The sequence below is a fragment of the Mycoplasma sp. 332 genome (genome assembly GCF_052378275.1).
Classification (GTDB): Bacteria; Bacillota_I; Bacilli_A; order Mycoplasmatales; family Metamycoplasmataceae; genus Metamycoplasma.
This window is the reverse complement of record NZ_CP198998.1, coordinates 397,591-415,066: the sequence shown is the minus strand read 5'-3', so window position 1 is coordinate 415,066 and position 17,476 is coordinate 397,591. Positions and strand designations below refer to the sequence as shown.

The 17,476-nt window shown below is 28.4% G+C and carries 9 protein-coding genes; 6 read left to right on the top strand and 3 right to left on the bottom strand.

From position 1 onward, the window contains the following. Positions 1 to 25: 25 nt before the first annotated feature. Positions 26 to 2,407 carry a phosphoketolase family protein gene (locus ACT1UH_RS01790; protein WP_444704769.1) on the top strand — a complete coding sequence of 794 codons (2,382 nt, stop codon included), beginning with the start codon at positions 26 to 28 and terminating at the stop codon, positions 2,405 to 2,407. Positions 2,408 to 2,480: 73 nt separating this feature from the next. Continuing rightward, positions 2,481 to 2,690, top strand: a complete 210-nt coding sequence (gene rpmE, locus ACT1UH_RS01785; RefSeq protein ID WP_438340297.1) for a 50S ribosomal protein L31 — start codon at positions 2,481 to 2,483, stop codon at positions 2,688 to 2,690. A 61-nt stretch (positions 2,691 to 2,751) separates the two neighbouring features. On the opposite strand, the gene ACT1UH_RS01780 is transcribed toward rpmE, so the two are convergent. The 3 genes from ACT1UH_RS01780 to ileS form a co-directional block, all read right to left on the bottom strand. Beyond that, a complete protein-coding gene (locus ACT1UH_RS01780; RefSeq protein WP_444704768.1) occupies positions 2,752 to 2,991 on the bottom strand; it encodes a hypothetical protein in 240 nt (79 codons plus the stop codon). Positions 2,992 to 3,073: 82 nt separating this feature from the next. Then, entirely contained in the window at positions 3,074 to 3,658 is a 585-nt protein-coding gene (locus tag ACT1UH_RS01775) for a signal peptidase II (protein ID WP_438340295.1), read from the bottom strand. Beyond that, on the bottom strand, positions 3,645 to 6,320 hold the full coding sequence (gene ileS, locus ACT1UH_RS01770) for an isoleucine--tRNA ligase (protein WP_444704767.1): 2,676 nt from the start codon (positions 6,318 to 6,320) through the stop codon (positions 3,645 to 3,647). The genes ACT1UH_RS01775 and ileS overlap by 14 nt, the downstream gene beginning before the upstream one ends. 149 nt (positions 6,321 to 6,469) lie before the next feature. On the opposite strand from ileS, the gene leuS reads away from it, so the two are divergent. From leuS to ACT1UH_RS01750, 4 genes are all read left to right on the top strand, one after another. Beyond that, entirely contained in the window at positions 6,470 to 8,875 is a 2,406-nt protein-coding gene (leuS, locus tag ACT1UH_RS01765; protein WP_444704766.1) for a leucine--tRNA ligase, read from the top strand. A 536-nt stretch (positions 8,876 to 9,411) separates the two neighbouring features. Further along, positions 9,412 to 10,671, top strand: a complete 1,260-nt coding sequence (locus ACT1UH_RS01760) for a hypothetical protein (RefSeq protein WP_444705173.1) — start codon at positions 9,412 to 9,414, stop codon at positions 10,669 to 10,671. Between the two features lie 370 nt (positions 10,672 to 11,041). Beyond that, positions 11,042 to 12,697, top strand: coding sequence for a hypothetical protein (locus ACT1UH_RS01755; RefSeq protein ID WP_444705172.1), 1,656 nt, complete (start codon positions 11,042 to 11,044; stop codon positions 12,695 to 12,697). A 320-nt stretch (positions 12,698 to 13,017) separates the two neighbouring features. Continuing rightward, entirely contained in the window at positions 13,018 to 17,406 is a 4,389-nt protein-coding gene (locus ACT1UH_RS01750) for a hypothetical protein (protein ID WP_444705171.1), read from the top strand. The last annotated feature ends 70 nt before the right edge of the window (positions 17,407 to 17,476 follow it).

Here is a 17,476-nt window from a genome sequence, read left to right as displayed (position 1 = left end):
TTGCAAAAATATATTATGGAGGAATATGAATAGTAATTTTGATAAAAAAGAATATTTTGAATTAATGGATAAGTGATTTAGAGCAGCCAATTATTTAAGTGTTGCTCAAATCTATTTAAGAAACAATCCATTATTAAAAAAAGAATTAACAAAAGATGATATTAAATTATATCCTATTGGTCACTGAGGAACAATTCCTGGACAAAATTTTATTTATACCCATTTAAACCGTGTTATTAATAAATATGATTTAAATATGTTTTATATAGAGGGTCCTGGACATGGCGGCCAAGTCATGATATCTAACTCATATTTGGATGGTTCTTATTCAGAAATTTATCCCCAAATTTCACAGGATGAAAAAGGGATACAACGAATGTGCAAGCGTTTTTCATTTCCTGGTGGAACAGCAAGTCACGCCGCTCCTGAAACACCTGGATCAATTCATGAAGGTGGAGAGTTAGGTTATTCATTATCGCATGCAACAGGAGCAATATTGGATAATCCTGGTGTGATTGCAGCTGCGGTTATAGGTGATGGTGAGGCTGAAACTGGGCCCCTTTGTGCTGGATGATTTTCAAATTCGTTTATTAATCCAGTGAATGATGGTGTTGTTCTTCCTATCGTTCATCTAAATGGTGGGAAAATTTCTAATCCAACTCTTTTAGCAAGAAAACCAAAAAAGGAAATTGAACAATATTTTTTAGGTTTAGGTTGAAAGCCATATTTCTTTGAATGAAGTGGTAATAAAACTAGTGTTGAAATTCATCAAGAAATGGCTAAAATCATGGATCAAGCTATTGAAGATATTCTAAATATTAAGGCTAAGGCAGAATTAGTCGGGCCAAATAATGTAACAAGACCATTATGGCCTATGCTAGTTGTTAGAACCCCGAAAGGTTGGACATGTCCAAAAGATTGAGATGGACAAGCAATTGAAGGCAGTTTTAGAGCACATCAAGTGCCCTTGCCTGTTAGTGCTTTTAATGTTACTCACATTAAAGAGTTAGAAAAGTGACTAAAATCATATAAACCTGAAGAACTTTTTGATGAAAACGGAACTATTCTAGCTGAAATTAAAAACCTTGCTCCAAAAGGTAAGCAAAGAATGGCAACAAATCCGATAACAAACGGAGGAATCAATTCACGCTATCTAGATTTATCTCCATGAGAAAAATTTGCTACTAATGTTGAATATCCTGGTAAAAATAAAGGGCAGGATATGGTTGAGCTGGGAAAATATATGGCTGATGTTGTAACAAAAAATCCTGATAATTTTAGGGTCTTTGGTCCTGATGAAACAAAATCAAATAGATTATTTGAACTTTTTAGAGTTACTAAGCGTCAATGATTAGAGGAATATTCGGACAAATATGATGAATTTGTTGGTCCTGTTGGTAGAATTATTGATTCACAATTAAGTGAGCACCAGGCTGAAGGCTTTTTAGAAGGTTATGTTTTGACTGGACGCCATGGTTTTTTTGCTTCATATGAATCATTTTTACGGGTTATCGATTCAATGTTAACTCAGCATATGAAGTGATTAAAGAAGTCTTTAGAATTGAAATGAAGAAATGATTATCCATCTCTAAATATTATTGCAACTTCAACAGCATTTCAACAAGATCATAATGGTTATACGCACCAAGATCCTGGCCTTTTAGGCCATCTTGCCGACAAACGCCCTGAATTAATAAGAGAATATTTGCCTGCAGATTCTAATACACTTTTGGCTGTTATGGAAAAATCATTAACCGAAAGAAATGTTATTAATCTAATTGTTGCTTCTAAGCAACCGCGAGAACAATTTTTCAATATCGATGAAGCAAAAGAACTTGTTGAAAAAGGCTATAAGGTTATTGATTGAGCTTCAAATGTTAAGGAAACAGAAACGCCTGATATTGTCTTTGCATCCTCTGGTGTTGAACCGAACCTAGAAACACTAGCAGCAATTTCTATTGTTCATAGTCATTTTCCTAATCTTAAAATCAAGTATATTAATGTTGTTGATTTATTAAAATTAAGAAATCCTAAGATCGATCCACGTGGAATTAGTGACGAGGAATTTGATAAGGCATTTACAAGAGATAAACTAGTTGTGTTTTCTTTCCATGGATTTGAAGGTTTAATAAGAGATATTTTCTTTGATCGAACAAATCACAATTTAATTATTCATGGTTATCGTGAAAATGGTGATATAACAACTAGTTTTGATATCAGACAATTAAGCGAAATGGATAGATACCACATTGCTAAAGATGCAATAGAGAAATTATATGGTTCTAAGGAACAAAATTTTATCGATTTAATGAATAAAAAAATACAAGAACATAATGAATATATTCATGAATTTGGCTACGATATGCCAGAAGTTGTTGAGTGAAAATGAAAAAATATTAATGAGTAAAAAATAACGCTTTTATGTTATAATTTTTGCTAGTTAATTAACTTCAATAAATAATATATAAGGAGCATATTCTATGAAAAAGGAAATTCATCCAAAATATTCTGAAATTCATGCAACATGTTCATCGTGTAGCACAGATTTTATTTTTGGTTCAACCGCTGAAAAAGTATCTTTAGATGTTTGCTCTAATTGTCATGCATTCTACACCGGAAATCGTACAGACGTTAAGGCACGTGGTCGTGTAGAAAGATTTAACAAGATATTAGAAAAATCAAAAAAATAAGTACTTATTTCAAAAAAGAAGATTAATAATAAAAAACTAGGAAAGTTTCCTAGTTTTTTATTTATAAGCAGTAATGAAAGCCAACATTGAAGCCAATGTTATTATCAGTATCTTCCCATTTTGCATTGAAATCTTTGGTTTTAATTTCGCCCTTTGAAGAATTTACTGATCTTATTAGGCCTACGGTGGAGCTTATTGCTGAGGTGATTATTGGAATTGCTCCTAATATAGAAGTAATTAAGGCTGATATAGCAAATCCGCCAGCAATTTCATCACATTCTTTTTCACTTAATTTTTTCATTTTTCCTCCCTATAAATTTTTAATTTATAAACCTGGAAATATAACAAATATATGAAAAAAGAGCGAAAAAAATAAGGTTTAGTTAAACCTTATTTTCGTCTTTTGTTAGTTTGTTCTTTTTATAATGTTTTATTCAATGTATGGTTACAATCGATAAAACCACACTTATTGCTCCTAAAACTAATCAAATATCAGCAAAATTTAAAACTCCTTGGTTTGCTCACGGAAAATTCATAATATCTCTTACGCCACCGAATATAAATCTATCAATCATATTACCCATAGATCCAGCACTTACTAAACCAAGAAAAATAGTTATGCATATTGAATGCTTTTCTCTAACAAAAGTTACGCCTCATAGTGAACCTAAAATAATGGCAAAACTAAATGTGTGCAAGACTGGCAAATTGCTTTCAAAAAAACCTAACGTAGTGCCAGCGTGAAAAACTGATTTAAAGATTATAAATTTGTTGCCGATTTCATAGTCTAGATCTGGAGATAAAATGCTTTTATCTTTTCATCTAAAAATATATTCCTTTGTAAGTTGGTCTATTAATAAGAAAATAAATAATGCTCCCAAAAAAATTGCTATGTTAACAAGAATGAATTTTCAATTTGTTTTTCAATATTCTTTTGAAAAGTATTTTTCCTTTTTATTTTCTTGCATCAATAACCTCCTCGCATCTAAAGCAAATTTCATTTTTAAAACTAAATTGATCTTTTTCAAAGTGATTTCAACATCTTAGACATTTATATGATTCGCGTTTTTCAACCTTCATTTCGTTTCCGATGGTTAATTTAGCAATCATTAGTAATTTAGCTAGTGGTAATGATTTTATGAATTCTGATTTAGTTGTAATAGTTACAAATGCCTCGTTTTGTCTCTTAATTTCTTGCAATTTAATCTTTTCTTCAATTAATCTATAAACTTCGTCTTTTAGATCAAAAAATTCTTGTCATTTATCGCTTAGCTTTGTTGAAAAAGTTTTATTTAGATTTCATTTTAATAAGTGTACAGATTCTTGCTTATTAGGTTCGTTATAATATTGATATACTTCCTCCATAGTTGTTGGAAGTATAGGAGCAAGTATTTGCAATAAAGTTTTAATGGTTTTGGCAAAAACGGTTTGAACTTGTCTTCTTTCATAGTTATCTTGTTTATTTAGATATAAAATATCTTTTGTAATTGTGATGTAGTAAGAACTTAAATCAATGATAAAATTATTTACTTCTTTAATAACATTTACAAATTTATAATTTTCATAAAAAGATAGAATTTTAGCTTCCAAGTTATTTATTTTTTCAAACATTAATGCATGAATAGATTCAAGACTAACATAATTAAAATCAAAGTCAAATAGTGCTCCTAGCATAAATTTGATTGTATTTCTTAATTTACGATAAATTTCGACATTTTGTTCCAAAATCTTATTATCAATTGTAATATCGGCCGTGTATTCAGAGTTTGCAGCTCATAATCTTAAAATATCTGAACCATATTTTTTTACTATTTCTAGCGGGTCAACCGTATTTCCTAATGATTTAGACATCTTGCGCCCCTTGCCATCGAGGGTAAAACCATGAGATAGAAATGACTTAAAGGGACTTTTATTTCTTCAAGCAACCGAATTTATCATTGAGCTATTAAATCAACCGCGATATTGGTCTGAACCTTCAAGATATAAGTCAAATGGCGCCTCAATAGCAGCTGGTTTAACGCCTAGTGAAGTTGATCCTGAATCAAATCAAACATCCATAATATCATTTTCCTTAGTGTATCCAAGTTTTTGATATTTTTCAGGTAATAATTCGTCCGCTGTTTTTTCATATCATATGTTTGAGCCATGTTTTTCTATAAGATTTATGACATAGTCAAATATTTCTTCTTCCAATATTGGATTTTTGTTTTTGTCATAAAAAACAATAATAGGAACACCTCAACTTCGTTGTCTTGAAATACATCAAGTATCGCGATTTTCAAGCATTAATTCAAGGCGGTTTTTTGATCACTCGTTATATGTTTTAACATTATTTATTTCATTTAGAATTTTATCTTTAATCTTTTTAACAGATACAAATCACTGAGGAGTTGCGCGATACATAATTGGAAGATGGGTTCTTCAATCATGAGGATATGAGTGTTTTATCTTTTTGAATCCAAGCAACAAATTATTTTCCTCTAAGAAATTACCAATTAATGGATTAGCATCATCATAGAAAATGTTCTTAAATTGAAGTGCTTTTTCATTTAATGTCCCATCATCATTGACGTGCATAATTTTTTCAAGGTTGTTTTTATTTCCAATAATAAAATCATCTTCGCCAAATAAAGGCGCCATATGGACTAATCCTGACCCATTTTCAAGTGTAACATGGTGTCCCTCAACGACTGGACAAATTAGTTTATTAATTGGACTTTCGTATTTTATTCCTAATAAGTCTTTACCTTTGAAACTGCTTCCAATAATTTCATATTTTTCTCATTTACATTGTTGAGCAACTGATTCAACTAGGCCTTCGGCTAAAATGTAAGTAGTATTATTAACTTTTATTTTGATGTATTCAAATTCTGAATTGATAGCTACACCTGAATTTGCAATTAATGTTCACGGAGTAGTTGTTCATATAATTAGTTTTTCATCCTTACAAACAATATTATTGCCTTTTGTAATCTTAAAGGCAACAAATATTGATGGTGAAATATGGTCTGCGTATTCAACTTCAGCCTCTGCTAGGGCAGATTGTGAAGAAGGCGATCAATATATTGGTTTTAGGTCCTTGTATATCAAACCATCAAATAGCATTTTTTTAAAAAGTCTTAATTGTTGTGCTTCAAATCTTTTATCTAAAGTAACATAAATTTCTTTAAAATCAGTTAGCAATGAAAGCTTTTTAAATTGTTCCATTTGTTTTGCAACCTGACTTAGGGCATACTCTTCACATGCTCTTCTTAGTTCCACAACTGAAAAATCTTTTGCAGTCATTTTTCGCTCTACTAACATTTTGTGTTCAATAGGAAGCCCGTGAGTATCTCAGCCGGGTGTAAATGGAGCATAAAAGCCTTGCATATTTTTGAATCGTACAATTATGTCCTTAAGGATTTTATTTAACGCATGACCAACATGAATATTCCCATTCCCATATGGAGGTCCATCATGCAAAACAAATGTTTTATTCCCTTTGTTGGAAGCTAAAATTTTTTGATATAGTTGTTCATCTTCTCATTTTTTTTGGAAGATAATTTCCTTATCAGCAAGATTTGCTTTCATTGAGAATTCTGTTTGTGGCATTAATAATGTGTCTTTATAATCTTTACTTTCTTCAGCCATATTTTTTCCTTTATTGTTTTGTTGTATTACAGTTAAAAATAATATATTAAATTTTACAATAATTTATATAAAAACAGTGCTAATGTTTTTTGCAAGAAATTAAACAACATTATATTTGTAAAAAAAGATATTAATGTAAAATTAATAACATGTATAACCATAAACTAATAGAAAAAAAATGACAAGATTTTTGAGAACAAAATAGATCATTTAAGACAACAAAAAAAAGCAATAAAAAGGCCTATATTCTTGATATGTTCCCATATCCTTCGGGGTCTGGTTTACATGTTGGACATCTTGAAGGCTATACTGCAACAGATATAATTTCACGTTACAAAAGATTAAACGGATTTGATGTATTGCATCCAATTGGCTGAGATGCTTTTGGATTACCTGCTGAGCAATATGCAATTAAGACCGGAAACCACCCAGCCCCCTTCACAATAAAAAATATTAATAACTTTCGTAGACAATTAAAACTAATGGGATTTTCATATGATTATGATAAAGAAATTAACACTACTGATCCCAAGTTTTATATTTGAACTCAATGAATTTTTAAGGAATTATATAAGCATGGACTTGCTTCAATTGAGGAAATTGACGTTAATTGATGCGAAGGATTGGGCACAGTATTGGCCAACGAAGAAATTATTGAAATTAACGGGCAAAAAGTTTCGGAGCGCGGTAATTTTCCTGTCGTCAAGAAGCCGATGAAGCAATGAGTCCTAAAGATCACTAAATATGCTGATAAACTCCTAGAGGGATTGACTAGCCTTGATTGGCCCGAAAGTTTAAAATTATTACAAAAAAATTGAATCGGAAAATCACAAGGTCATATTGTTAGATGAAATCTTAAAAATTCAAAGAAAAATATTGCAACTTTCACAACCAGATTAGATACTATCTATGGTGTTTCATCGATTATTATTAGTCCTGAGCATCCATTGCTTTTAGAAATTTGTACAGATGAATATAAGAAATTAATTATCGATTATATAAATATAACAAAGACAAAAAGCGATCTTGAAAGAACACAACTTAATAAAGACAAGACAGGCTTGTTCACCGGTGCATATGTTAGTCATCCCCTAACAAATGAAAATATTCCGGTTTGAGTTTCTGACTACGTTTTAATGAGTTATGGCGAAGGAGCAATAATGTCTGTTCCTGCTCATGATGCCAGGGATTATGAGTTTGCAAGAAAATATAATCTAACTATTAAACAAGTATTAGAAGCGGAGAAGTTACCGTTTGTTGACGATTCTAAACATATTAATTCTGATATCGCAAACGGCCTTAAAAAAGCACAAGCAACAGAAGTTATTTATCATAAATTAAATGCGATGGGCGTCGTTGATAATAAAACTAATTTTAAATTGAGAGATTGAGTATTTTCACGTCAACGATATTGGGGCGAACCGTTTCCGGTTTTATTTGATGAAAATAATAAAATTTATTTAGTTGATAATTTAGTAAAACTTCCTGAGGTTAATAATATTAAAGCATCAGGCTCAACAGAAGGACCGCTTGCCAACATTAAGGATTGATTATATGTTGAAGTTGATAATAAGATATATCGACATGATACTAATGTAATGCCCCAATGAGCGGGGTCTAGTTGATATTTCCTGGCCTATATTTTAAAAAATGATGACGGAACATATTTGCCGCTTGATAGTCAAGAAGCAAAGGAAAGATTTAATCAATGGTTGCCAGTGGATTTATACATTGGCGGCCAAGAGCATGCCGTATTACACTTATTATATGCTAGATTTTGACATAGATTTTTATATGATTTAGGCATTGTCAATACCAAGGAACCATTTCAAAAGTTAATAAACCAAGGTTTAATTTTAGGACCAGATGGACAAAAAATGTCAAAATCTCTTGGCAATGTCATCAATCCTGATGGTTTAGTTGAATCACATGGTGCTGATGCCCTAAGGTTATATGAGATGTTTATGGGCCCCTTAACTGAGTCAAAGTCATGAAATACAGATTCTCTCAACGGAATTAGAAAATGACTCGATAGAATTTATCTTATTGTTGATAAATTAAGAAAAAACATCGATATAACTGACGAAAATCAGGAACTTGATAGCAATATTAATCAACTTATTTTGGATATTAGTGAAAATATTGAAAAATATAAGTTTAATATAGCAATAAGCAAGTTTATGGTCTTTATTAATTTTCTTGCGAATATTGAAAAAATTAATTCATTAGAAATTATTAAAAACTTTGCTATTTTATTTTCACCTTTCGCTCCTCATATAGCAGAAGAATTTTTGGAAATGATTGGTGAAAAATCGATATTTTACCAAAAATGGCCAATTGCCAAAACTAATTTAATTATTGAAAAAAATCCGCAAATTGGTGTACAAATTAACGGAAAGTTGCGTGGTCAGTTAGAAATTCGACCAATTTGGAACAATGATGAAATTGTTACGCAGGCAATGCAGCTTGATTCAATTAAAAAATGATTAAAAGACAAGCAAGTGATTAAAGTTATTTATATTGAAAATAAAATATTGAACATTCTAATTAAATAAAGAAATTTAGATAATAACCAAAATAAGAATACATTAGGCAAAATAAAATAATTAGACTCAAGTCAAAAATAATGATTTGAGTTTTTTATTATTTTATTTCGTGTATCAATTATTATAAATGCCTCTAGTGAAACAAAAAATAAGTATAATCAAGGCGATAACATATATTATTAAAGTATATATTTTTTAAAAATGAAATATCGGTTAAAAAATTCTTAAATATTAATATATAAACTATTTATTTTATGTTTAATTTAAGCTTAATTTGTGACTTTCATTTTTTTATTAATATGTATTAATGAATTATTTATGTTTTTATTTGCGTTGGTTTATGACAGTATAAAACTTTAGTTTTTTTAAGCCTAAAATTAGAAATATTATACAAAAATTAAGTGATGGAAAAAAAGTGTATAGTAAGTTAAATTAGCCATAAATTTTTAATTTAAAATATGATTTTCTTTAAAAAAAGCGCTATTTTTTTTTTTTTTTTGGTTGGTCATATAATTATAAAAAATACTAAATTGAAAGGAAAAAAAATGAAAAAAAGCAAATTACTTTTTTTAGGATTTTTGCCTGTTTTGGCAACACCAATTATTGCTCTATCATGTGCAAATCCCGCTAAACCAGAAGAACCAAAAAAACCAATTGAACCAAGCAAGCCAGAAAAACCAGCTGAACCAAAGAAACCAGAAACTCCAAATAAAGATAAAAATCAAGAGTTTGGCAATAATACCAAAATTGTTTATGAAGATTTAAAGAAACATCATTCAAAAGAAGTTCTTACAGATTTAATAAAACAAAATAAACCAATTAAGGATCTATTAATTAAAAATGCAATTAAACTAGACTCAGTTGATTCAATCAATACTAACAATAATCTTATAAATAATATAAAAAATGAAGCACCAAAAATTGAAATTGATTTTGGTGATCCAACTAATGAAGAAATTAAGAATGTAATTGATAATTTTTATTACAAGAATTTATATAAACATTATGATAGATCAAAAGAAGGCAAGCAAGGTTTTGATTTTTTATTAAACAATGATAAAGGAATAGTTTTGTTTCCAAATGAACCAGAACACAATGTTCCTTGAGATGAAGATGATGAACCTTTTATAATAACAAGTGATCAAAAAATAAATGCATTATTCGAAGTTTTTAGTGGTAAAAAATTGCCATTTACTCAGGAAAAAAAAGATACTTTATTAAGAGATTTAAAGAAGGATACAAAAAATCATAAAGAATTAGAAGATGAAATAAGTGCTAAATTTAGTGGTTTTGTTGAATCTGAAATTAAGAAGGTTAAAAATTTTTTTGAAGATGTTTTGGAAATTCAAATAGAAGAAATTGAAGATCAAATTTATGATTATTTCAATATGATAAATCGTCCAATTGACGACACAACAACTCTTTGAGATGTTGAGCAACGAGCTAATTTAGTTAAAGAGTATATCAAACAAGTTCAAACTTTAGAAAAAACATATTCACAATATAAAGATTTTGGAAATACATTTATTACCTCTGATGGAAAAGTAATAAAGGAATCTGATTTATCTAATATTGGTATTACTTATCCTAAGGAAGAACTTATTAAATATCGTGAACAATCCTTTAGAGAATTGCGAGAAAAAATTCAATTTAAGGTATATATATTAAATCCATATGAATCGTTTTATACTAGACCATATGATACCGTTGAAAAAATGCACAATTTTATCAATAAGATAATTGATGAACAGCAAAAAAGGCTAAAAAAGCTAAAAGAAGATTCAAAAACTATTGATTTCAGCTAAAAATACATCCTAAAAAAGTAAATATTTAAAATAAAAAAATTTAATAAAGGTGTTAAACTCACCTTTTTTATTTTTTAAAATCGCAACTATAAACCTTTTTAATGAAGGCTATTTATTTGCTAAAAATAAATATATGTATGAATTTATAGACATAATTATTAATTTATTAGTTAAAATATTTCATATATTCAATGGTTATTAAAGAATTTTTAACCTTTTTATCAATATATATATATATATATATATAATTATCATATAAGATCCACCCGTAAATAAACTTATGGTTTAAAATCTTGACTAAAATTTATCTAGTTTAATTTAATATGTGGTGAAATATAATCCATTTTTTATTCATTGAGGAGTTATTTTTATGAGAAGAACTAAAAAAAATAAATTAGGAATATACCTTGCGATTGCATCAGGGCTGGTAGTTACTGCCGGAGCAACATTAACTTATGTTTCACTAGTTAATAAAAATCAAAATTTATTAAATAATAGGATTTCGATTATTAAACAAAAGGAACAAGAGATTGAAGTTGCAAAGAAAATACTAATAAAAGCACAGCATACATTAAATAACACTAAAATTAAACAAAAAGATTTAATTAAAAATCTTGATTTAACTAATCAAGAAATGGGTGAATTATCTAGCAAAGATTTTAGTCTTAATCAAACTATAAAACAATTTAAGAATGAAATTAGTAATTTAGATATAAAACTTGCAAATACCTCACTACAACTTGAAAAATCTAAGAAGTTATTAGATCAAACTACTCAAAATAGATTAAATGTAGCATTTGAATTAGAACAAATAAAGAAAAGAATTAAGCAAAAAGAAAACGATATATTCTTAAAACAGGAAGCCATAACAAAAAATGAACTAGCAAAGCAAGAATCTGATAAACAATTAGTTATAGCTAGCGAAAAATTAAAAAACATGAATGAACAACTTATAAAGGCAGTTAATGAGCACATTGCTGCTAAGGAAACGGCAGCAGAGTTTAGTCGTTATATAAAATTTGTTCTCAGACCTAAACATGAAAAAGTACACGAGCAATTTGCTGAAAAAGAAAAGGAATTGGAAAAAGTTCAAAAAGAATATGAATCATTAAAGCAAGATTTAGATCATATAAATGAAAGGAAATCCGAATTAGAGGAACGATTACCTTGATATAAAGAGGATACTAAAAAACTAGAATCTAAGTATGATGAAATTAATAATCAATTAAACGAAGCGCTAAAAAATGAAATTAAAGATGTTGAAGCAATAAAGGGTTTAGTTTCTGATGTACAAGATTATTACCATGATTTTATGAGTGAAAAGGAAAATAAGGATAATGTTGAACGCCAATTATCGAATCAAATTCCTGAACAAATTAGTGATTTAAATGAAAAAATTTCTTCTGTAGCTAAAAAATTAGAAGACACTGAAAAGCAAGTTCGTATTGCTTACGAAGCCTTTCGAGCTTCGTTTGATGAATATAATAATAAGATTGGTACTAAAAACATAAATAATCAAAAAAAGGTTAGTGAAACTTATAAAGAGCTAACAAAGGCTAGAGAAAATTACAATTATGCCTTAAATAACTTTCAAGCCGCAAACATTTTAGTAGAGCGCAGAACCCAAAAATTTAATCAAGTAAAACAAGAATATATAGACCTATTTAAAGAAAAAGAAACATTAGAATCTAACAAAGCGAAACTTGAAGAAGTTCTAGAAATTGCAAATAAAAAAGAACAAATTATGAACTCAGAAAATCTTAATAAGATTGATAGTGAATATAAAGTTTTAAATAAACAAAAAGAAATGTTAATACAAAAATATCAAAATGCTAAAAATGAATTAGCTTCGTTGTTTAAGCAAAAAGAGTCGTTTAAACAGCAAATTATAGATATTCAAGCAAGTGTTGAAAATACGGATAAGGCAATTTCATTTTTGGCGACGGACGTATTATCAAAAGCAAAAATATTAGAGCATAAAATTAAGGAATTAGAACAAATAAAAAATAAGCTATCAGTTATTTAAAAATCTATAATAATTAATGAAGTTTATCAAAATGAAAACAAAAAATGTTTTAACAAAAAATATCTTGTTATATTTCAAGATGTTTTTTGTTTTCTAAAACATAAAAATTTTATGATAAACATAGGAATAAATCAATAGAATACTTTCAATAAACAACTGCTTTCTTGATAGTAAAATCACTAGAAAAAGCTAAAAAGCGCCCTGTTTTAGACGATATTCGTTCATATATATATATATATATATATAATTTGAGATTATTAGTATGCTAAAAACTAATAAATAGAATCAATTAATAAAAATGTTTAGGGCGGTATTTAATAATGAGAAGAAGTAAGGGTACATTAGCATTGTGTTTAGGATTGTCAACAGGGCTGGTGGTCGCAGGTATTTCAGCATTTATCTATGCACGTTATAATAAGAATAAATCAATTGCACAAAAAGCAGAAGATATATCTAAATATAACATAATTATTTTGCAAAAACAAAAGCAGTTAAAAGAAGCTAAAAAAGCATTGCTATATATTAAAAAAGAACAAAAAAATTCTAAAAATAAGTTTGCAGAAATAATGAAAAATATCGAGAATCTTGAAGCAAAAAATAGTGAGTCTAGGATTAAGTTAGAAGAAATCAAAAATGAACAAATAAAGCTAGAAGCGGAATTTGCGAGTTTAATAAAAGCATATGATGAGGCTAAAAAGGAATTAGAAAAAGCAAAACAAGAACATAAAAAAAATCAATCAAATTTTGATTTTGCAAATAAGATTTTTACTGAAAAATCAGAAAAATTGTTATCAAAAACTAGCGAATTAGAAAAAGCTAAAAAAATATTGGCTGATGCTAAAACAGATAATGAATATGCCAAAAAATCAATTTCAAATATCGAAAGTGATATTAATAAAAAAAGTATGGAATTGAGCAACAAGCAACAAGTTAAAGATAAAATATCGCATGATCTTGAAGTAGCTAAACAAAAAGAAAAACAGACATCAGAATTGCTTAAACAAGCAGAACAAGATTTTGATCTAAAAAATAATGCCTTGCAAACATTAAAGAACGAGTTAGAAGGTTTAAAAAAACAACAAAATTCAGCAGAAGCTAGCTATAGTCAAGCTAAGAAAAAAATGGATTTTTTAAATGCCGAAGTTATAGAAAAAGAAAAACTCTTAGATCAAGCTAAAGAACAATTACAATTAAAAAGTGAAGATGTTAATTTAAAACAACAAGCTCTTGATATTGCAACCAGAGAATTAAATGAGGCAAGTGCCATAAAAGAAGAGGCTTCAAATAAATTAAAAAAGGTACAACAAGCATTACAACAAAGTAGTGATAATTTAGTGCAAAAATCTCGCGAGGTAGATCTAGCATTAAGAGCTGTTGAAGAAGCCAAAAAAGAAAAAAATAATGCTCAAACTAAACTAAATAAAACCAAAGAAACACTAAAAGAAAAAGAAAATGATTTAAAAGCTAAAAATGAAGCTAAGCAACAAAAACATGAAGAAAAACAAGATGCTGAATTACAAAAGAAAAAATTATCTGATGCTTATGATGATTCTGTTTTAAAAGAAGCCGAATTGCAAAGAGAACTAGAATCAAAAAAAGATGAATTGAAATTATTATCAGAACAACATACTGAATTAAGTAACAAAACTAAAGAAGTTGAACAAGAAATTCAAAATATATCAAATGAAATAATATCATTAACACAAAAGCTTAAAGATGCAAAAAAAGTTTTAGAAACAAAGCAACAAAAACTAAAAGAATTAGAAAATGCTTTGCCCAATGCAAATAGGGAATTAGGACAAGCTAGAAATAAAGAAACGGAAGCAATAAAAAACCAAAAAGAAGCTGATCAAAAATTGCAAAATGCGCAAAATGATTTGCAAACAAAGAATAGCGAAAAAGCCGTAGCTGAATCTGAATTACAAAAAGCTAAAGATAAAGAAAAAGAAACAAAAACTGAATTAGATAATAAGAATAGCGAGTTAGCTTCGAAACAAGAAATTAAAAATAAGGCAAATGTTGAAAAGCAAGAAGCAGAAGGAAAAGAATCTCAAATTGAACAGAAAATCTCAAGTCTTGAAGAAGATTTTGCCAAAAAGAGTGAGAAGGAACAAAATGCTGCAAGAGATTATCAGCAAGCCGAGGAAGCATTTCAACAAGCACAACAAACATTATTAGAGGAACAAAGAAAAAGTGATGAACTTAGAGAAAAAACAGAAAAAGCAACAGAAGAAAAAGATAAAAATAATACTGAATTAAGACAATTAAGAAGTGAAAAAGAGAAAATAGATCAGCAACTTAAAAAAAATCAAGAAGACTTAGAAAGACAAAACCAGAAATTAAACGAAAAAAGGGATAAATTGTCTAATTTAGAAGGTGAAGTTTCATCACTTAATCAAGTAATAGATAAAAATAAAGAAGAAATTGTTGAAGAAAGTAAAAAATACTATACCCCTTATGGCGGTGATTATTATAGTTATGAAGAGCTAGAAAAAATCGTAAAACTCTTCCAAATTTATAATTTTGGCAATGATGATGATGATTCTTGACTGTATGATCTTGCTCAAGCTCAATATGATGAGATAAAAGAAAAATATCCAGATATTTTTGAGTTTGCCCAGCCTTATTTAGATGAATGAAGGCATTATAATACTTCTATGTCTGATGCTACTGCAGACAATTGGGTAGAAATATATAAAGAAACTTCAAATTTGTTTCCTGATATTCATAACATGCAAGATGAGGTGGCTAAAAAACAAAAAGAAATTGAAACAACTAAACAAGAACTTGCGCAAAATCAACAAGACATTGATAGAATAAATGATGAAAATAAACAATTAAATCAAAGGCTTGCCAACTCTAAATTTGACGAAAAAATAATTGCCAAACAAAGCGAATTTGATGATGCAAATAAAAAATATGATGAACTTAATAAACAATATGTGGCAACATTTAAAACAATTGATGCAGCTAAGAAAAACTTAAAGACTAAGGAAGAAGTTAAGAATAATTTAATGTCACAAAAAGATCAAGCTAGCTCCGAAAAAGCGATGGCTGAACAAAAACTTGTGGAAGCTAAAAAGCGATTAGAAACTGCCAAGCAAGAAGTTATAAATAAAGATAAACTATTGCAAAAAGCAAATCAAGATTTTTCACATACTGAAGAAGTAAAAAATAGCGCTGAAATGAAGTATAATCAAGTACAAACGGATTTGTTAAAAAAACAAAAACTCTTAGAAACCAAGGTTAGCGAAGTAGAAACTGCCACGCAAAATGAAACTAGATTGCAACAAGAAAAAAATAAAGCTGATCAAAAATTAGAACAAGCTCGAAAAGATGTTCAAACCAAGAATACTGAATTGCAAACCAAGCAAGAACAGCTAAAAAAAGCGCAACAAGAATTCGAAGCAGCAAAACTCGCAGAGCAAGAAGCGCAAAAATCCTTAGATAATGCTAATGAAAAAAAGAACAATAAACTTGCCGAAGAAAATGAATTGCAATCGCAAACACAAAGTAAATTAAAAGAAAAAACTAATAAAGAAGAAGAAATTAAAAATGCTGAATCTAATCTTAGCCAATTACAAAAACAAAAAGAAATAAATAATAGCAAGCTTGAAACCCAAACACAAAAAATAAATGAGTTAACTAGTGATCTAAATCACTTAACAAATGAAGTAGAAAAAGTCAAACAAGAACTAGATGAAGCAAAAAATAGCAATGATCTAGCAATGGCTGAATATGAAGAAAAACTTGCAAATGAATCATTAAAAATAGAAGAATTAGACCAAAAGAAAAAGCTAAAACAAGAAGTTGAAAATCAAAATCAAAATGATCTCAGAAATAAAGAAGAAACTCAAAAAATATTAGAAGGCGCTAACAAGGAATTTATATCAAAACAAGAAATTAAGGATCAAAAAACAAAAGATTTAGAAGAGTCTAAAAAAATAGAAAAAAGCGTGCAACAAGCAGAAGCAAAGGCACAACAGGATTTAGATGTTTCATTAGAAAAGCAAGATAAGGCTTATGAATTGTTTGAATATGCTAAGATAGAATTAAATAATAAAAATAAAGAAGTACAATGAAAACAAGAAGCTTATAATAATCAAGAAAAACTATTTATTGATGCTAAAGAAAAGAAAAATAATGCTAGCAAAAGCTTAAAAAACGCAAAGCAAAAGGTTGCAGAGGATAGTAATAATTTAAACACTAAGATTGTTGAAATTGAAGAAGTTGAAAAATTACTAAATGAATTAGAAACAAATAAGAAACAAGTATTGCAAAGACTTGAATTAGCAAATAAGAACGTAGTTGAAAAAACAAAATTATTTAGTTCTATTGAAAATGAAAAAAATCTAGTCCTACAACAAAAGCATGCTTCAGAATTTGCTAAATTAGGTCTCGAAAAGCAACTTAATAAATCTGAGAAAAATCTCGAATCTAATAAACAAAGTCTTTCAAATAAAAATGAAGAATTAAAGAAGAATAAGCATAAACTTCAAGAAATAATAAGCCAAGCTAATGATATTAGTGAGGAAATTAGTAATATCAATAATATCATTCAAAAAGAGTTGAAAAATAAAGAAAATGTAGGCCAAACTCTAAGCACTACAAATAAAGAACTTGCCAAGAAAAAGAAAGAAATTTCAGATTTAATAGACGAGATAAATGAATTAAAGCAAATATTATCTAATCTTAGTGAATCTAAATAAAAACAAATAATAAGAATTATAATATGTCGTTACAAAAAAAGCTTTTACCCATATAAAGAGGTTTGAGCTT